This is a genomic window from Streptomyces sp. NPDC002838 (assembly GCF_040295365.1).
In the GTDB taxonomy this organism is placed as follows: Bacteria; Actinomycetota; Actinomycetes; order Streptomycetales; family Streptomycetaceae; genus Streptomyces.
This window is the reverse complement of sequence record NZ_JBEOVF010000024.1, coordinates 65,907-83,206: the sequence shown is the minus strand read 5'-3', so window position 1 is coordinate 83,206 and position 17,300 is coordinate 65,907. Positions and strand designations below refer to the sequence as shown.

Genomic DNA, 17,300 nt, shown 5'->3' with positions numbered 1-17,300 from the left:
CGGGTCCGGCCGTGCCCCGGGTCGTACGCGTCACCGTGTTCCCTTGGCCGCGAACGTGGCGACGGCGGCGACATTGGACTTGTCGACGAAGGCCGGGCCGGTCAGCACAGGCGCCACGCCACCGCCGCTGTAGTTGCCGTTGTTCTTGTAGAGCCAGAGGGAGTCGACCGCCAGGTAGCCCTGCAGGTAGGGCTGCTGGTCGACGGCGAACTGGATGCTGCCGCCCTGGATCGCCTTCACCAGCTCCTTGTTGAGGTCGAAGGTGGCGACCTTGGCCTTGCTGCCGCCGTCGGACACCGCCTGCGTCGCGGTCAGCGCGACCGGGGCGGCGAGGGTGACGACGTAGTCGATGGACGGGTCCTGCTTGAGCTTGGCGGTGATGGTCGACTTCACTGACGGCATGTCGGCGCCATTGACGAACAGGTTTTCCGTCGTGCCCGAGAAGCCCTTCTTGACTCCCGCGCAGCGTGCCTCGAGGGCGACCTGGCCCTGTTCCTGAATGATGCAGGCAACCTTCTTGGCACCGAGGGAACTCAGCTTCTTGCCGACCGCCTCGCCCGCGACGGTCTCGTCCTGGCCGAAGTACTCGAGCAGGCCCTGCTTCTGCCAGTCGTCCACACCGGAGTTGAAGCCGACCACGGGTATACCGGCCTGCACCGCCTTGGCCACGGTGCCCTTCATGGCATCGGGCTTGGCGAGGGTGACGGCGATGCCGTCGACCTTCTGGTCGATCGCGTTCTGCACCAGGTTGGCCTGGTTGCCCCCGTTCGGGTCGGAGGAGTAGACCAGCTTGATGTTGTCCTTGGCGGCCGCGGCCTGGGCGCCCTTGCGGATGGTGTCCCAGAACGTGTCACCGGGGACCGCGTGGGTGATCATCGCGATGGTCATGCGGGGCGTGGTGGCCTTGCCGGCAGAGACGCCACCGGCGCTCTCCTCCGACTTCTTGCCGCCCGAGCTGCTGGAGCAGCCGGCGAGTGCCAGGACTGTACTGGCGGCCATGGCCACGAGCATGGTGAATCTGCGGGAGCGGGAGGGAAGCGAGCGGTTCATTTCGGCACCTCACTGTGCTGACTTGCGGGAAGGGGTGATCCACCGGCGGGACGCCACACATCCCGTTGTGGGTCGGGCGGGGAGCTATTGGGTGGCCTGCTGTGCGACTCGGGGTGGGATCAGAGGGTGAACGCGGCGCGGAACCGCTCCATGGCGGTGTGACTGTCGCCGGAGGGCCATGCCTCCAGGGCGACCGTGCCGTCGTAGCCGAGGTCGGTGAGGGCGTAGGCGACGGCCGGATAGTTGATCTCTCCGGTGCCGGGTTCGCAGCGGCCGGGCACGTCGGCGACCTGGATCTCTCCGATCAGGCCGGCGCCGTGCGCGCGGCGGATCAGTTCGATGAGGTTTCCCTCGCCGATCTGGGCGTGGTACAGGTCCAGATTCATCCGCAGACCGGGCCGATCGACTGCCGCGACCAGGGCGTAGGTGTCGGCGGCCCGCGCGAACGGGACGCCGGGGTGGTCGACGGCGGTGTTGAGGTTCTCCAAGGTGAAGGTGACGCCCGCGCTTTCGCCCAGTTCGGCCAGGCGGGTGAGCGTGCGGTGGGCGGTGATCCACATGTCGCCGGTGGCCTCGTCGGTCACCGGCACCACGGGCAGGCCCTCGCTGTCCAGGCCGGTGCCGTGCAGGTTGAGCCGGGGGCAGCCGAGATGCTCGGCGGCCTTGATCGACTCCTCGGCTGTGCGCAGGAGTTCGGCTGCGCCGTCCGGGTCGGTCAGGGTGCCGCGGATGTAGCCGGTCATCGAGGAGAACTCGGCGGGGGTCTGGGCCAGTGCGTTCAGGTCGTGCCGGGTCCAGTCCCAGATCTCCACCTGGAAGCCGGCCTCGTGGATGCGCCGGGCCCGCTCCTCGATCGGCAGGTCGCGGTAGACCATCTCGGCACAGACCGCCAACGTGTACATCGCAGCTCCAGGCTTATAACGTTCTAAGAGAACAGGAGCAGTACGCCAGGCGCCGGGCAGCCTGTCAAGGGTTTGTGCGGACATTCGATTTATAACGTTGTAACAACGCTGATCAGTGCGTGTCCTGCTTGGCCAGGTCTACGATCACCTCGGAGAAGACCCTCGATCAGGAAGGCCGACGGTGCCATCGCGCTCTGCCGTCCCGGACGGAAAGCGGCCGACACTCAGCGACCTCGCGGCGCGGGCAGGTGTCTCCGTGCCGCTTGCCTCCATGGTCATGCGCGGTGCCAAGGGGCCCAGCGCGGCAAGTCGCGAGCGGGTGCTGCGGGCCGCGCAGGAGATCGGCTACCGGCCGGACAGCAGGGCCCGCCTCCTGCGCAGCAGCCGCTCGCACCTGGTGGGAGTGCAGTTCGACCTGCGACAGCCCTTCCACGCCGACATGGTTGAGGCGCTCTACGCCGCGGCGGGGGCGGCCGGCTATCAGATCGCGCTCAGCGCCGTCGCCGCGAGCCGCAGCGAACGGGAGGCGGTGGAGACGCTGCTCGCCGACCGCTGCGAGGCGTTGATCCTGCTCAGCCCCCATGCCCCGGCGGCCCGGCTGGCAGAACTCGCGGCACAGCTGCCCGTCGTCTCCGTGGCCCGCCGGCTGCGTCCGCTCACCGACGGCGTCGACGTCGTCCGCGCGGCCGACGACGAGGGCGCCCGCCAGGCGGTCGACCACCTCGTGGCACTGGGCCATCGCGACATCGTCCACATCGACGGGGGCAGGGCGCCGGGCGCTGCCGATCGGCGCCGCGGCTACAAGTCGGCCATGAAGCACCACGGCCTCACCGACCGCGTCCGCCTCGTGCCGGGCGGGCTGACCGAGGACCACGGTGCGGCAGCCGCACGAACACTCCTCGCCGAGGCTGCCCGCCCCACCGCCGTCCTCGCCTTCAACGACCACTGCGCCATCGGCGTCCTCGACACCCTCCTGCGCGCCCGTATCCCTGTGCCCGACGAGATCTCGGTCGTCGGCTTCGACGACAGCCACCTCGCCCGCCTCGCCCACGTCCAACTCACCACGGTCGGGCAAGAAGCCCGCCAGCTGGCGCGCCGGGCCGTGAGCCGGGCCGTCGCCCGGCTGGAGGGTGGGGCGACGGACGACGAACGAGAAGTCGTCGTCACACCACGCCTCGTCATACGAAGCACCACCAGGGCACCTTGCCGCTCCTGACCCGCGCTGCTCCAGTCCCGGCCCGATCTGGTCGAAGTTCCACCGCGGCCCCAAAGGACCACCCGCGGCTGTCCGCCGAGGAACCCGCCTCCATCCAGGCGGACGCGCGAGCCAAGGAGGCAGGCAAGCGGGCGAACGCGAGCCGCTGCCTTGGATCGCGCTGTTCAGACACCGCACCACCTGGGGCATGGAACGGATTGGCATGAAGCGGATCGGTCGGCCGCCTGAGGCCAGTGATCGGTGAGCTGCATGACGGCGCCGTGAGCCGCAAGCCAAGAATGCGCACTGCTGTCCCACGGGAATCCAGGTCCGGTTCGCCTACCGGTCGCGGGCGGCGCTCCGGAGGACGTCACGCACCCGGATCACGTCGGGGTTGGCATAGGCGCCCGGCCGATGCACGAGGAACAGGGTGTTGAGCGGCGATCTCCTGCTTCGTGGAGGAGCGTGAGGCGGCCGCCGTCGAGGCAGTCCTGGCACAGCGAGAGCGGCAGCACACTGAATGCACCCCTCCGGCTGGCAGGCCGGCACCAAGGCGCTGGTCATGCTACCCAGCGAGATCGTTGCTGAACGAATCTGAGCGCCGTCGCGGGGCTACACCTCGAGGTAGGCGACGACGACCACGGTGCGCAGGGCGGTAACGAAGTACAGGACGCGCACCTGCTCCACTTCGTCGGTGTACTGGCGCAGCCGAGGGCCGGCGGTGTCGCTGGGGATCGGCTCGCCGATCTCGGGGTCGACGGAGATGACGACCAGGGCACGGTCCAAGGCGTGGATCTCCGCCTCGGTGGTGACGTTCTCCAGCTGCTTCACGGCAGAGTCGGAGAAGGCGATGCGCGCGCGGCGTGGAGCGCACCGGGGTGCAGTGGCGCTACCTGCCGCATGATTTCCCGCATTGGAACACGGTCTACGGCTACTTCGCCAAGTGGCAGGCGGACGGCATCTTTGCCCAACTCAACGGCCTGCTGCGAGAGTTGGTGCGACAGCGAGAGGGACGGAACGCCGAACCGTCCGCCTGCGTGATCGACGCACAGCCACCTCCTCGCCTTCCTCGGCCTCGCCGCCGCCCTGACCTGCTACAAGAAACGTGCCGAACTCACCACCTGAGATATCGCCTCATTCCTGGTGGACCCGTTTTCAGGCAGAGGTGCCCGTGACCGCGGTGCCGGACCTGGTCAGCGTGTACGTCAAGATCGCCCCGCTCCAGAAGTGGAAGGTGAGGGTCACGGTGGTGTTGTCGGTGACACCGTCGAAGAACGCGGTCGGCAAGGTGATCGTGCCCGCGGTGTAGTCCGGTGTGAAGGCCACATTGAACTGCTGGTACGTCGTCCAGGACTGCGGACCGGCGGCGGTGCCGTCGGCGTAGACGGCTTCCATGGTCGCCAACTTGTCTCCGTTGAACGCGGTGGGTATCACCAGCGAGGCTGTCGTACCCGTCGCACTCGTCAGTACCGGCTTGTCATAGGTGATGACGTTGACGGCCCAAGGAACTCCTTCCGTGAACCGGAGGGACAGGACGGCATTCGTGCCGTACTCCTGTGATGCGGTCAGCCGGCTGAGCGTCGCCGCTGCGATCGTCAGCGTGTTGCCGCTGACGGTGTAGTCCACGCCCCGGATCAGGGGGCGGGTGCCGGCATCGATCCTCAGCAGCCTGGTGCCGTTGAGGTTCAGCGTGATCGTCGCGTCCGTCGGGGTCTTGCCCTTGGGCACGAAGAGCTGATCGGTGGACGCGGTGCCGGAGCGCCCGGTCCAGCTCGACCGTATCTGCGCATAGAGGCTCGGGTCGTTCCATTGCAGGGTGCGGCGGTTGAAGCGACTGCCGTTGTCCCACAGCATCGTGGTCAAGCCCCGGTAGCGCGCGTAGTAGCCGAGATACTCGAGGTACTTGAGCGTCTCGCCCTGTTCGACGGTGCCGGGGCCGGAGTCCCAGCCGAGCAGCCCGTACTCACCGACGACGACCGGGATCCCCTTGGCCACGAAGGCCCTGTGCAGCAGGTCGAAGGTGTCGGTCAGGTCCTGCTGGGTGGCCGCGTTGAAGGTCGTGTAGCCGGCGAGGTTCACGCTGAAGGGCCAGAAGCTGTAGTAGTGGATCGAGGCCACGAGGTTGGGGTCGTCGAGCGCGGAGAAGGTGGCGAGCAGGGTGTCGATCTTGGGCTGATCCGGGGTGTCCCCGAGGGTCGGCATGACGAGTAGGCGGTCGGCATTGCCTCCGCCGGTCGCGCGCACGACGGAGTGGAAGGTCGTGTTGAGCTCGTTCATCAGAACGGCGTTCTGCTGATCGCCGGAGCTGCCGGTGAAGAAGGGCTCGTTGATGCTCTCGAAGAGCAGTCGGCGCGATGCGTCCCGGAAGGTGGCCGCGATCTGCTGCCAGGTGGCCGTGTACTGGGCCAGGACCGCGTCATGCTGGGTCGGCATGTTCGGCACCCACTGCCACGCGTCGCCGTGCATGTTGATCAGAACGTAAAAACCATCGGCCAAGGCCCAGTCGACCACCTGCTTGATCCTGGCCAGGAACACCGGGTCGAGGGTATAGGTCGGAGCCGGGCCCTCGTGCTGGCCCCAGGTCACCGGGATCCGGATGCTTCTGAAGCCCTGCGCCTTCAGCCTGCGGAAAAACGCCTGGGTCACCCGCGGGTTGCCCCACGCCGTCTCGTCGGCGCCGATGGCCTCGAAGCTGTTGCCCAGATTCCAGCCGGGCTGCATGTTTGCGACTACGTCCAGCGCGGACGCCGACGCGGCGGAAGCAGTGGACCGGGCAGCGGCCTGGGCGGCCGTCGGGATGGACAACGCCGTGACGGCGAGGGCCGCGGAGGTCGTCATGACCTGGCGACGAGTGAAACCGGTTGAACTCGGCATAGAACTCTCCATTGAGTCGAAAGTCCTTCCCCCATGTCGAAGGCGTCATCATCGAAGCGCTTCGACACATTGCGGGAGCCTAGCGCAACCTGACGACGGAGAGAACGGGCTAATCCGCATGGAACCTCAATCGAGTTCGAAAGGTTGCGTGTCGAAGCGCTTCTCCCCATGGGGCGTCAGGCGCGGCGTCACGCAAGCTCGTCGGGGTTCCCTGCTCATCTGCCGTCGATGCCGACCGGGCCGGCGGTCACCCAGCGGGGGATCTCACGCCTTCTCTGCACCCGGCCCGCGAGCAGCGGACCGGAAAGTCCCGACAAGCCACTGGCCATCGAGGCGCTTCCAGCGGCCGTTCCTTCACGCAACGTTGCTCAACACCTCGAAGCGTGAAGAACGGCCGCCCTGTTGTCCCGGGAATGAACCAAGATCAGAGGGTCAGGTGAACGGCCGAGGTAGCGCGCCGTGGTGTCGTAGGGCGAGAGGATCGCCGAGGAGGAGGGCGCCAGGCCGCCGTCGTCGGGGGTGCGCCAGTGCAGGCGGCCTGCCGCGTCACGGTAGTAGTTCTGCACCATGATCTGCCGTAGCGCCTCTGCCTGCGGGCCGGGCCGGTAGCCCGGTCCTTGCCGGTGGAGGCGTTCTAACAGACGCCAGGCGTCGTCGCCAGCGGCGAGGATCCTGGTCTTGGGCCGGGTGGGGTTCTTGCCCAGGCGGACCGGACGGCCGTAGCGGCGCCCCCAGTCCGCATCGACCAGGCCGATCAGCAGGTGATCAGCGGTGCGGGCCACTTCTTCCAGGACGGCGCGGACAGCCTCGGTGACCAGTTCCAGCCGGGTCAGATCACGCACCGCAGCCAGGACGTGGGTGGAGTCGGTGCGCTGTATGGTGCGCTCGCGCACGAGGCCGGCTTCCTTCAGGCGGGCGAGCGCCAGATCGAGAAGTCGGTCGGCGCGGTCGTCCTGGGTGAGGCGTTCGCGGAAGCCGGCCAGGACGCTGTGGTGGAAGCCGGGATCGTCCAGCTCCAGCGCGAGGGCGTATTTGAAGTCGATGCGGCAGCGCACCGCCTCGGCCGCCTGCCGGTCCGACAGACCGAGCAGGAACTGCAGTACACACACGGTGGCCATTGGGTTGCTCGCCCGCGCGATCTGCACGGTCAGAGACGGGACTTGCTCACCGGAACAGGGACGGAGCGACAACGGACATCTCGGCAACTGCATCGGCCTGCGAAACAGCCCCGAGCATGCCCGCTGATCATGCTGGCGCACCGGGAAACTCCAAGATCCCCGACAGAGTCAAGCTCAGGGATACCCGCCTGTCATCGAGGGATGGGGCCGCCGCGGTGGGGGTGGGCCGTGTGGATGTATTTCATGGCAGTGGTGATGGAGATTCCGAAGACACGGACGAGGTGGACGGGATCTTCGGTCTCGCGGGCCTCGTCCAGGATTCTGTCGGCGCGAACTGCGCGCTGAGTCAGACCGGCGGGATCGAAGCGCCTGTAGACGTAGTCCGCGGAGACAGGATCGGTCGCGTTGGCGGTCTGTTGAGTGACCAGAAGGTGCGAGTTGAAGGTGCGTGGCCAACGCTGATGGCGGTAGCGGAGCCAGGCATGCAGTAGGGCAGCTGTGGTGTCGTCGAGGTGGACAACGTGACGGCCGTGGGGGCGGCGGATCAGAAGTTGCCGTCGGGTAAGCAGCACGTCGGAGAGGACGAGGTTGCGCAGGTCGGTGCCGCTGCTTGCGTGGAGGGCGACCAGGGCGAGAACCAGGCGGGTAGCAGGGTTGGAGCTGGTCTCCAAGAGCCCGGCCAGCCGGTCGGGGGCCAGAGTTGTGGGCAGCAGTTCCTGACGGGTGATGCGGAGTCCACGGGTGGGGTCGACGAAGACGAGCTTGGCGTGTTTCAGGGCTCGAAAGAGCGACCGGACCGCCACAGCGCGCTCGTGGGCGCGCGGGCCTTTGACCGCGGTGACAGCGGCCGTGACGTCAGGCTCCGTCACCTGGCGCAAGGTGGTGTAGCGGGTGGTCCAGGCAGCGAGTGGCGTGGCCAGGTAGATGAGGTAGCGGCGCAGGGTGGCGTAGTCGGTGACGAGGTGGTGGGACCTGCTAGCGCCACGCAAGACCCCGACCCACGTGCCGAGTTCGTCGCTGATTCGTGGAGGGAAGGCGGCGATGGTGCGCTGGACGAAAGCCTCGTCGCTGTTGCGCCGCGGCGGCGAGGTGACGAGCTGTTCGCGTTGGTCCAGGAAGGCGACAAGCCCGCGGATGCGACCCTTGCCGCCGAACGCGCGGTGCATCGCCCGAATATCCTCCTCGCGGAAGACGGTGTCGGCGCCCAGCCAGGTGGCGGCCACTCGTAGAACCCGAGCACTGGGCTCGTGGACTTTCTGGTTCCAGCGGTTCTCGGTGGTGTACCGGGCGAAGTCCGCCAGCAAAGCCTTCACCGGCGGTAGCGGGGCCGGCAGCAGGGCTCCGGCCAGCGGGCGCCAGTCCCGCTCGATCTCAAAGATCGTCGCCTGACCTTCAAGTACGGTCGGCGGACTGAGCTCCGGGCGATCCGCGAGCTCGCGACGGGTCGCACTGCCGTTGGCCAAGGACGGTCCGGCAACCGTAGTTGTCGCCAGGTAGAGGCGTCGGTGTCAGGTCCCAGCTGAAGGCGTTGTCGGGTGCAGTCGCGGCATCGACCGTTCCGCAGGGGATGGTGTCCCGTCGAGTGGTGTAGCCGGTCGAGCGACGGGAACGCGCGGGTATCTGCTCGGGGCGTGCATCCGCTGTCGGCGACTGCTCCCTGAACAGAGGCAGGCCATCGCGTAAGTCTCCCTGGTGAACGGGCAGTTCGACCGGAGGAGAGCGCGATGGCCTTGTCCCAGTCTGACCTGATGCGGCTGCTGGAGTCACTACGTACGGCCGACGGAGTTGAGACGATCAGGGTGCTGTGCGAGCGCATCCTGCAGGAGCTCATCGAGGCCGAAGCCACTGAGGTCATCGGTGCCGCCCCGGGCGAGCACTCCGAGAAGCGCACGACCTGGCGCAACGGCCACCGGGACAGGCTGCTGACCACCCAGGCCGGCGACCTGGACCTGAAGATCCCGAAGGTGCGGATGGGGTCGTTCTTCCCTTCCCTGCTGGAACGGCGCCGGCGTATCGACCGGGCCCTGTTCGCCGTGGTGATGGAGGCATACGTGCACGGCGTGTCCACCCGCAGCGTGGACGACCTGGTCAAAGCACTCGGTGCGGACTCGGGGATCTCCAAATCGGAGGTGTCGCGGATCTGCGGCGAGCTCGACGCCGAACTCGACGCGTTCAAGGAACGGCCCCTGGACCACACCGTCTTCCCCTACGTCTTCCTGGACGCCACCTACTGCAAGGCCAGGGTGAACCACCGGATCGTCTCGCAGGCCGTGGTCATCGCCACCGGGATCTCCGCCACCGGCCACCGCGAGATCCTCGGGCTGATGGTCGGCGACAGCGAGTCGAAGCCGTTCTGGACGAAGTTCCTGCGCTCCTTACGGGCCCGCGGCCTGGAGAATGTCCAGCTGGTCATCTCCGACAGCCACAGTGGGCTGGTGGCTGCTGTCCGCACCGTCTTCCTCGGTGCCGCCTGGCAAAGGTGCCGGGTTCACTTCGTGCGGGACATCTTCAGCGTGATCGAGAAGGGGTCCGCGGAGATGGTCGCCGCGACCGTCCGCACCATCTTCGCGCAGACCACCGCCCAGGCCGTCCGCACCCAGCTGGACGTGGTGGCCGACATGCTCGGACGGCAGTTCCCACAGGTCAGGACGATGCTGCTGGACGCTGCGACGGACATCACCGCGTTCGCGGACTTTCCGTCGGCGCACTGGAAGAAGATCTGGTCGACCAACCCGCTGGAGCGGCTGAACAGGGAGATCAAGCGCAGGGCCGACGTCGTGCAGGTCTTCCCCAACCCTGCGGCCCTTGACCGGCTCGCAGCCGCGGTCCTGGCCGAACTCCACGACGAATGGCAGGTCTTTGATCGCCGCTACCTCTCCGAAGGCTCCATGGCCGAACTCTTCACCGCCAATCCCACCGAGGACGACCGGCAGCTTCCTCCGCCCGATGCGAATCAGCTCGGCCAGTGACTACACCACTTCGCGGGACACGATCCCGCAGGGGAAGCGGCCCGGCGCCACACCGACCGCAACATCCTCGCTGGTCAGCGTATGTGCGACGCCAGTTTCTACAGGCGTCGCACACTTGGTTTCGGCCCCACGAGAGGCAGTGATCGCAACTTCGTGGCTGAGGTTGGGGGCGGGCCCGCTGGGCGTGCGGCAGCAGGGCCACCTCGCGGTCTAGGTCAGGGGCAAGCCAGCAGCTGCTCGTCTTCCTCGTCCGCCCCGCCTGCGTACCGGCGCTGCAGCAACAGCACATCGCTCAGCCCAGGCTCGCCGCCCAGCAACTCCGCCTCTGCGGGCGACGGTTGGCTGGGCGGCGGTACGAGGGAGAGCACGCGCGTCCCGGGATCTGCCATGAACGTTGAAATTACAGCAGTGAGTCCTGAAATTCAGGAGAGCGGCCCAACATCTGGAGAGGCTGATAAGGGAGCCCATCGAGCCTCCTGCCAGCTGAAATGGAACGACGCGGCGATCAGCCCCTCAGTGAACCCGCCCGTACTCCAGTTGAAGCGGGCCCACGGTCTGCGGCCCGGCGGGACGACGATGGTCGACAAGCTGCTGCCCGACAGCGAGCTTGAGTTGTGGGTCATGCTGGGCAAGCTCGGCGGATCACGGCACCATGCTCCTGGTCGTCGACCCGCTCGCCTCGATCGGCGCCTGCCGCTGGCGGTCGCCCGCGACGCGGCGGGCATCGCAAATGCCGTCCCGCTCCCTGCCGCACCCACTCCGCTTTGTCGAGCTGGATGACGAGACGGCCGGCCGTCCACGGTCACGCCGCTTCCTTGAGGGGCACATCCTCGGGGATGGGGGGCTGACGCCGCGGCATGAGCAGCATCGTTCCGGCGGCCAGTGCGACGGTGACGGAGCACAGGTTCATCATCGTCACGACACCCAGCGCCTCACTCAGCAGTGAGCCGGCCAGCATGCCCGACAAGGAGGCCGCCGCCTGTAGAAATCCGTTGGTGGCGCTGACCCTGCCCAGCACGGCGTCAGGGGTGTGACGGGCGACGAACGTCCCGCTCGTGATGGTGAAGCAGACCATGGGCGCCCCGATGGTGAGGAACAGTACGGCGCTCCACCCGATCACAGGGGTGTTGAATGTCGCCGCGAAGGCCACGGCGAGCGCTGCGAGGGAGCCCACCAGCACAGTCCGGTCGGCGAGCCTCCGGGCGAGCGCGCGGCTGAGCGGCACCCCGAGCAGGAACCCCGCACCGAAAGCCCCGAAGAGCAGGCCGAGGATCTGTGGTGAGGCGTGCAGGACCCGGTCCATGTACGGTATGAGGCCGACGTTCACGGCGGACGTGGCGATCGCGAAGAGAGCACCGGCTGCCGCCAGCGCCGCCAGCCACGGGCTGTGGCGTATCTGTGCGACTCCGTCGCGGATCTCGGCGACCAGCCTGCGTACCTGCCCGCGCCCCGCCCCGGTGCTTCGGCGCGCGGTCGTCCGCGGCCGGTAGCGGACCATCGAGAGGCACAGTGCCGAACTCGCGTAGCTGATCGTGTCGATGGCGACGACTGCCGTGAAACCCAGGCCGCCGTACACGGCCCCGCCCAACGGGCCGCCGACGAGCCGGATGGAGCCGACGATCAGGGCGCTCAGGGAGTTCGCCGAGTGGAGGTCGCCCTCACGGCCGACCAGTTGCGGCAGCAGGGCGGCGGAGGCCGGGTTGAACAGCTGGCTCAGGGACGATTCCAGGACCAACGCGACATAGATCAGCCACACCTCGTCCGGACTGTCCACCCACAGCATCAGCGAGACCGCCACCATGCGGACCAGGTCCGCGGCGATCATGACGCGCAGCCGGTTCCAGCGGTCGACGAGCGCCCCGGCCAGCGGACCGAGGACCAGCGCCGGGACCGTTCCCGCGGCCAGCGAGAAACCCGACGCCATGGCGGAGCCGGTCAGCTCCAGGACGTAGTACGGGACCGCGAGGAGCAGGAACCAGTCGCCAAGGCTGGACAGCAGTTGACCGGACGCGAGAAACCGGTAGTCCCGGATCCGCAGCACGCTGAACAAGACTGTTCCTTCGGGATGGAGGCCAGGCCCGGGCCCGGCACCTGGTACTTCTGGCGCTCACACGGCTTCGAACAGCGGGGATGCCAGGGCGCGTTGCAGGGATTCGAGTCCGGTCACCGAAAGGCGGCCCAGTACCCCGTCATCATGAGGTGGTCCGTGCCGAAGACGGAGAGGCTGAGGCCGAAGTACTGAGGATGGAGCTCATGCCAGCGCCCTGGGGACGCATCAGGTACGCCGTGGCGGAGTTGTCCAACCCGCCGGAAGTGATCACAACCGCGTGACGCGGCCTATGTCCAGTCATCTCCTGCCCTTCAGGCGGACCAGGTTCCCCCGCACTTCAAACAACTCTCTTTCGGTCGGTCACATGCACAGCCGACCGACTGGTGTCGTGAGATCACCTCGGCGGAAGCGCTCCCAACGCAACGTACATGATGTACAGAATGTACGATACGCAGCATGGCTCACGAGAGTCCAGTGACGCAAGCCCGGTCCGAGCTGGCGGAGCTGATCAACCGCGTCGTCTACGGCGGGGAGCACGTGGTCCTGACCCGCCACGGCAAGCCGCTCCTCGCCCTCGTGTCGGCTGCCGACCTGGAGCGACTCGAATCCGCGGCACAGGAGCCGGACAAGGTGATCGGCACGGTGTCCGTCGCCCTGGACGCCCCGTGCCCTCACAGCGAGCCGAACCGGTTCGGCCTGGTCGCCGGGTACGGAAGTCCGCACGAGACTTACCGGCCTCACTGAACTCGTCCTGTTTACGGACCGGCGTTCCTGGTGCGGGTCGACTGGTGTCGTCGTGCATGGCGGACATTCGGGCGACGGCGGCCCATGACCGAAAGCTCCGTGGAAGTGCGAACGCTTTCGCGAGACCCCTCCGGCTACGAACCTGATGGGTGGCGACTTCCCGGCACAACTCGACAGCAGCCAGGTTGGTGGTGTTGCTCCATCAGCCCCCCTGCCCTCGGTGCCGTTCGGAGGTGCCCGACCCGCGTGATCCATGCGGGGTGCGTTACCGGCTGGCGTCAGGGACGTCTCGGCTCGTTCAGGTGACGCCAAATCGCCTATCAGCTCACATACCGCCCTCTCACGTCGTGAACCGCTACGTGATCACGATCAGGAAGGGCACCGCGGTCCCCGCCCAGGCAGTGACGCCCAACCCTCGCACCATCACCTCATGGATCATGAGGCCCCAGGAGACACTCCGGCTCTCGGAGACCGCGCAACTGAAAAACGTACGGAACGCCTGCCCGGAGATCACCGCCGCCTGTGACCTCGCACGGGAGTTCACGGACATGGTCCGCCACCGTCAGGGCCGCCTACTCCGGGCCCGGATCCAAAAAGCCGAGCTGAGCGGCCCCGAGGCCGTCGGCATTTTCGCCGGCTCTGTCCGCCAGGACCTCCACGCCGTCACCGCCGGCCTCACCCTGCCCTACAGCTCCGGCGTAGTCGAGGGGCACGTCAACAGAATCAAGACGATCAAACGGCAGATGTACGGCCGAGCCTCCTTGAGGCTGCTCAGAGCCCGCATCCTCCTCCAGCCGTAGTCATCACGTAAGCGCGGTAGCAGCCAAGAAGACCGGTGGCGAGTGTGCGAGCGGGGGTGGGCGCCGGTGACCCGGGCCGTCCTCGCTGCTTGGCTCCCTGCTGCCGGGCGGGCGGCTCCGGTCCGGCGAGGCGGCCAGTGCCGGTGGTGACATGCCGCTGCTGCTGGCGCACGCCGCCCAAGCGTCCACCGAGGCCGTCGGCTGGGCGGCGGCGGGCTTGCCACAGATGGGGGCGCTCGTGCCGAGTCGGCGGGGTGGATCTGGCGAGCGGCACGCGGATCGACGATCCGGGCCGGAATTGGGTGCAGGTCCTGGCCACGGTCTCCGAGGCGGTTCCCGTCGTCCTCGTCGGTGCGCTGGGACCGGCTCCCGACCGGATCGCCCGGCGCCTGGCCGCGTGCTGTGGCGCAGCGGATCGATCCTGCTGTCCGTCGGCCCATGGCAGGGTGCGAGGTGCGATGGCAGGTGATCCCCACGGTGTCGTAGGGGTGGGCGACGGGCAGGGTCTGCTGCGCGGCCGACGCGTGAGGGTGGCGGCCGCCGGGCGCGGCACCGCGTCCGCGCCCCGGTATGCCGAGATGTGGCTGCCCGGAGCCGACGGCGCTACCGCCCGGTGTGCACCGACGGCGCGCAGGAGATCGAACCTGTAGCCGCTGGCGAGCGTGGGTCGTTGACGGGATTGAGGGCGAGCTGTAAGGGACTTGGCAACCGTCCTTCCCGGTGAGGCCCGCCCGCCCCGAATCAGATCTCCGGCAGGCCGTAAGCGCAGACTTGACCGATCATCAGGAGTGCTGCCGTGCGACCCACAGAGCCATCATCTGCGCCCGGCGGCCTTGGTTGGAACCGTGAGACAGCGATGCTGGCGCTCCTGTCCTTCGCCATGCTGATCGTTTCGCTCGACCAGTACATCGTGGTCGTGGCACTCCCCGACATCGCACGCGACCTCGGCTATTCCGCGCAGACCCTCCAGTCGGTCATCAGCGCCTACGCAGTTGCCTCGGCCGGCTTCCTCCTGTTCGGCGGGCGTGCCGCCGACCTGCTCGGACGACGCCGCATCCTGGCCACCGGCCTCGCACTCTATGCCGCGACAGCGCTCGCGGGAGCACTCGCGACCGGCCCCGGAATGCTCCTCGCCGCCCGCGCATTCCAAGGTCTCGGCGGAGCCCTCGTCTTCCCCACCACCCTGGCACTCATCAACACCACCTTCGTCGAAGGCCGCGCCCGCAACCGTGCACTGGGAATCTGGGGAGGGGCAGGCGCGGCAGGACTCGTCATCGGTGTGCTGCTCGGCGGTCTTCTGACACAGATGTTCGGCTGGGAAGCAGTCTTCCTCGTCAACGTCGCCCTGGCCGGCCCTGCGCTGCTGCTTGCCTTCGTAGTGATCCCCCGGGACGGCGCACGCGAGAAAGGCCGCACGTTCGACCTACCCGGTGCGCTCAGCGTCACTCTCGGTGTCACATTCATCGTGTTCGCCCTCGTGCAAGGCCCCGGATTGGGCTGGCTTTCGCCAGGCATCCTGGTCAGCGCAGTAGCGGGCCTACTGCTGATGGGAGCTTTCGTCATCATCGAGCGGCGCAGCCACGACCCGCTCATGCCACCCCGGCTGCTGTCCAACCCGAACCTGATCACCGGCGTCGTCATCGCGTTCATGTTCATGGCGACCTTCGGCTCCGTGCTCTACTTCCTGTCCATCTACTTCCAGGAGATTCTGGGCTACGACGCTTTGCAGACCGGCGTCGGCTTCCTCATCCCCACGGCAGTGGTGGTGGCCGGTTCGACAACCGCAGGCCAGCTCGTGACGCGGTTCGGTCTCCGGCGCACGTTGGCCGCAGCCCTCGCCGTCGGTGCGCTCGGTGCGGTCGCACTCGGCCTCGCGATCTCGCCGAACGGCACCTACATCGAACTCATCCCCGGCCTCGTGGCGCTCGGCATCGGCGACGGGGTGGTCTTCACCACCATGTTCATCGCCGCCGCCACCGGAATCTCCGACCGGCAACAAGGCATCGCCTCCGGCGTTGCCTCCACCGGCTCAGGCGCGGGCGCCGCTGTCGGCCTAGCCATCCTCGTCCTGGTAGCGACTGCCGACCTCGATGGCCTCTTTGGTGAACAGCTTCGAATCGCCACCGCCGACGGGATCAGCACCACGCTCTTCGTGGTGGCAGGGGGAATCGCGCTGATCCTTCTCGTCGCCTTGCGCCGGTGTCCGACACCGCCCGAACCGCAACCCACACCCGTGCCGTACCAGACCCGCCGCTGCTGACAGCGTCCAGTGCCTGCCCGGACGAGGAAAGCGGCTCGCAGCGACTTCCGACAGTCGGTCGCTGCGAACAGCTGCCTGAGTCCCGAAGAACTGGGTCCGCCAGGGACCGAGTCGGCAACGGCCACTCCAGGTGCTTGGCGCGCCTCGCGCTCTCATGTCGACGGCGAGCGTGATCCAGCCGCTCTCCGTACCGGTCATGACGATGGCGAAGTCACCGGGGTCGGCACGCCTACCGGGTGCCACCAGGCTGTCGAGCAACCCGTTGGGCCCGGCATGGCGCCACTCTCGCGCGGAGAGGACATTTCCGCGAATCCACTACTGATGGTGCGAGATGTCCACCCGCGCGGTCGCCCGCAGCAGATCTCGAAGCCAGGTCTGACAGCGTGGCCTCGATCCGCTGACGATCCCGGACCACGCCCCGGTCTGACGGAGTCGAACCTCCGACGCCCGCTGCTGTGCGGATGCCGTACCCGCGCGGCACGCGCCGTCCTCTACCCGAGCGTGAGCATCGCCTCGGCGACCTCGCCGACCGCCGCATCGGGGATCGCAGCGGCGGCCTCCTTGAGGACGAGCAGCCGCGCCCCGGGGATCTCGCGCGCGATCGCCTCGCCGTTGCCGACGGGGAAGAACCGGTCGCGGCGGCCGTGGACGACGAGCGTGGGGATCTCGATCTCGGGCAGGCGCTCGCGCCGGCGGGGTTTGCAGTCGAGCCTGGAAAACACCATGCCCATCTGGTTGGCCATCTGGACCGGGGGTGCGGTGCCGGGCGTGCGGTCCCAGATGCGCGCGGCGATCGCGCGCGCGGCGACGGGGTCGTCGCCGAGGATCTCCGCGCCGGCGGCGGCGAACTCCGCCACCGCCTCGCGGTCCGTCCAGTCGGGCATCGGATGCGCGAACAGCCGGCCCATCGTTGCCTGGTCATGGTCGGGGAGGTCGTCGTCGGGCGGGCCGGGCGCAACCGCGCGGGTGCCGGCCAGGGTGAGCGTCGAGAACGCGCCCGGATGGTCGAGCGCGGCCACCTGGGCGACCATCCCTCCGACGCCGATCCCCGCGAGGTGCGCGGGCCCGCCGCCGAGCGCGTCGGCAAGGGCCGCCGCGTCGGCGGCGAGGTCGCGCAGGGTGTAGGCGGGCGCCTCCGGGTCCACCGTCGTCGATTCTCCGCTGTCGCGCAGGTCGTAGCGCACCACGCGGCGTCCGCCGGCGGCGAGACGCTCGCAAAGCGCGTCGGGCCAGGAGAGCATCGTCGTCCCGCCCGCGAGCAGGACGAGTGGCGCGTCGTCGTCACCGAACGACTCGATGCCCAGGGCGGTCTCATTAACGTTGACGGTGGTCATCGGA

Annotated in this window: 15 protein-coding genes and 2 pseudogenes; 8 read left to right on the top strand and 9 right to left on the bottom strand. The window is 68.0% G+C overall.

Annotated features, from left to right (window positions below; translation table 11 throughout):
* Window positions 1-30: 30 nt before the first annotated feature.
* Entirely contained in the window at window positions 31-1,050 is a 1,020-nt protein-coding gene (locus ABT063_RS28075; protein WP_351061934.1) for a sugar ABC transporter substrate-binding protein, read from the bottom strand.
* Window positions 1,051-1,169: 119 nt separating this feature from the next.
* On the bottom strand, window positions 1,170-1,952 hold the full coding sequence (locus ABT063_RS28070; protein ID WP_351061932.1) for a TIM barrel protein: 783 nt from the start codon (window positions 1,950-1,952) through the stop codon (window positions 1,170-1,172).
* 181 nt (window positions 1,953-2,133) lie between these two features.
* Between ABT063_RS28070 and ABT063_RS28065 the strand changes: the two genes are divergently transcribed.
* Window positions 2,134-3,168 (top strand): LacI family DNA-binding transcriptional regulator, encoded by a 1,035-nt coding sequence (locus tag ABT063_RS28065; protein WP_351061931.1) that lies wholly within the window; start codon window positions 2,134-2,136, stop codon window positions 3,166-3,168.
* Window positions 3,169-3,759: 591 nt separating this feature from the next.
* Here ABT063_RS28065 and ABT063_RS28060 read toward each other — a convergent pair.
* On the bottom strand, window positions 3,760-3,978 hold the full coding sequence (locus ABT063_RS28060) for a hypothetical protein (RefSeq protein ID WP_351061929.1): 219 nt from the start codon (window positions 3,976-3,978) through the stop codon (window positions 3,760-3,762).
* Window positions 3,979-4,010: 32 nt separating this feature from the next.
* Between ABT063_RS28060 and ABT063_RS28055 the strand changes: the two are divergent.
* Window positions 4,011-4,199 (top strand): annotated as a pseudogene (locus ABT063_RS28055) (transposase); the annotation flags it as partial.
* 103 nt (window positions 4,200-4,302) lie between these two features.
* On the opposite strand, the gene ABT063_RS28050 reads toward ABT063_RS28055, so the two are convergent.
* From ABT063_RS28050 to ABT063_RS28040, 3 genes are all read right to left on the bottom strand, one after another.
* On the bottom strand, window positions 4,303-6,021 hold the full coding sequence (locus ABT063_RS28050; RefSeq protein ID WP_351061927.1) for a cellulase family glycosylhydrolase: 1,719 nt from the start codon (window positions 6,019-6,021) through the stop codon (window positions 4,303-4,305).
* A gap of 368 nt (window positions 6,022-6,389) precedes the next feature.
* Entirely contained in the window at window positions 6,390-7,280 is an 891-nt protein-coding gene (locus ABT063_RS28045) for a transposase (protein ID WP_351061926.1), read from the bottom strand.
* Window positions 7,281-7,330: 50 nt separating this feature from the next.
* Window positions 7,331-8,602, bottom strand: a complete 1,272-nt coding sequence (locus tag ABT063_RS28040) for a site-specific integrase (protein WP_351061924.1) — start codon at window positions 8,600-8,602, stop codon at window positions 7,331-7,333.
* A 261-nt stretch (window positions 8,603-8,863) separates the two neighbouring features.
* Between ABT063_RS28040 and ABT063_RS28035 the strand changes: the two genes are divergently transcribed.
* Entirely contained in the window at window positions 8,864-10,108 is a 1,245-nt protein-coding gene (locus ABT063_RS28035) for an IS256 family transposase (protein WP_351061922.1), read from the top strand.
* Between the two features lie 215 nt (window positions 10,109-10,323).
* On the opposite strand, the gene ABT063_RS28030 is transcribed toward ABT063_RS28035, so the two are convergent.
* Together ABT063_RS28030 and ABT063_RS28025 are read right to left on the bottom strand one after the other, a co-directional pair.
* Window positions 10,324-10,497 carry a hypothetical protein gene (locus ABT063_RS28030; protein WP_351061920.1) on the bottom strand — a complete coding sequence of 58 codons (174 nt, stop codon included), beginning with the start codon at window positions 10,495-10,497 and terminating at the stop codon, window positions 10,324-10,326.
* A gap of 413 nt (window positions 10,498-10,910) precedes the next feature.
* Window positions 10,911-12,149: an MFS transporter gene (locus ABT063_RS28025; RefSeq protein ID WP_351062037.1), complete on the bottom strand. Its 1,239-nt coding sequence runs from the start codon at window positions 12,147-12,149 to the stop codon at window positions 10,911-10,913.
* Window positions 12,150-12,614: 465 nt separating this feature from the next.
* Here ABT063_RS28025 and ABT063_RS28020 point away from each other — a divergent pair, with 465 nt between their 5' ends.
* From ABT063_RS28020 to ABT063_RS28005, 5 genes and pseudogenes are all read left to right on the top strand, one after another.
* Window positions 12,615-12,902 (top strand): type II toxin-antitoxin system Phd/YefM family antitoxin, encoded by a 288-nt coding sequence (locus ABT063_RS28020; protein ID WP_351061919.1) that lies wholly within the window; start codon window positions 12,615-12,617, stop codon window positions 12,900-12,902.
* A gap of 347 nt (window positions 12,903-13,249) precedes the next feature.
* The gene (locus tag ABT063_RS28015) at window positions 13,250-13,702 is read left to right on the top strand and encodes a transposase (RefSeq protein WP_502990900.1); all 453 of its coding nucleotides are present in this window, start codon (window positions 13,250-13,252) and stop codon (window positions 13,700-13,702) included.
* Between the two features lie 35 nt (window positions 13,703-13,737).
* Window positions 13,738-14,040 (top strand): annotated as a pseudogene (locus tag ABT063_RS52305) (hypothetical protein); the annotation flags it as partial.
* A gap of 120 nt (window positions 14,041-14,160) precedes the next feature.
* Window positions 14,161-14,352 carry a hypothetical protein gene (locus ABT063_RS28010; protein WP_351061918.1) on the top strand — a complete coding sequence of 64 codons (192 nt, stop codon included), beginning with the start codon at window positions 14,161-14,163 and terminating at the stop codon, window positions 14,350-14,352.
* Window positions 14,353-14,558: 206 nt separating this feature from the next.
* Complete coding sequence (locus ABT063_RS28005) at window positions 14,559-15,962, top strand: MFS transporter (RefSeq protein ID WP_351061916.1); 1,404 nt, start codon at window positions 14,559-14,561, stop codon at window positions 15,960-15,962.
* Between the two features lie 491 nt (window positions 15,963-16,453).
* Here ABT063_RS28005 and ABT063_RS28000 read toward each other — a convergent pair whose 3' ends face one another.
* The gene (locus ABT063_RS28000) at window positions 16,454-17,296 is read right to left on the bottom strand and encodes an alpha/beta fold hydrolase (protein ID WP_351061915.1); all 843 of its coding nucleotides are present in this window, start codon (window positions 17,294-17,296) and stop codon (window positions 16,454-16,456) included.
* Window positions 17,297-17,300: the final 4 nt, after the last annotated feature.

Excerpts from the sequence above, each read along its gene's own strand:
- ABT063_RS28075 (WP_351061934.1), bottom strand. The coding sequence starts at position 1,050 with ATGAACCGCTCGCTTCCCTCCCGCTCCCGCAGATTCACCATGCTCGTG.
- ABT063_RS28070 (WP_351061932.1), bottom strand. The coding sequence starts at position 1,952 with ATGTACACGTTGGCGGTCTGTGCCGAGATGGTCTACCGCGACCTGCCG.
- ABT063_RS28050 (WP_351061927.1), bottom strand. The coding sequence starts at position 6,021 with ATGCCGAGTTCAACCGGTTTCACTCGTCGCCAGGTCATGACGACCTCC.
- ABT063_RS28035 (WP_351061922.1), top strand. The coding sequence starts at position 8,864 with ATGGCCTTGTCCCAGTCTGACCTGATGCGGCTGCTGGAGTCACTACGT.
- ABT063_RS28030 (WP_351061920.1), bottom strand. The coding sequence starts at position 10,497 with ATGGCAGATCCCGGGACGCGCGTGCTCTCCCTCGTACCGCCGCCCAGC.
- ABT063_RS28020 (WP_351061919.1), top strand. The coding sequence starts at position 12,615 with ATGGCTCACGAGAGTCCAGTGACGCAAGCCCGGTCCGAGCTGGCGGAG.
- ABT063_RS28010 (WP_351061918.1), top strand. The coding sequence starts at position 14,161 with ATGGCAGGTGATCCCCACGGTGTCGTAGGGGTGGGCGACGGGCAGGGT.
- ABT063_RS28005 (WP_351061916.1), top strand. The coding sequence starts at position 14,559 with ATGCTGGCGCTCCTGTCCTTCGCCATGCTGATCGTTTCGCTCGACCAG.
- ABT063_RS28000 (WP_351061915.1), bottom strand. The coding sequence starts at position 17,296 with ATGACCACCGTCAACGTTAATGAGACCGCCCTGGGCATCGAGTCGTTC.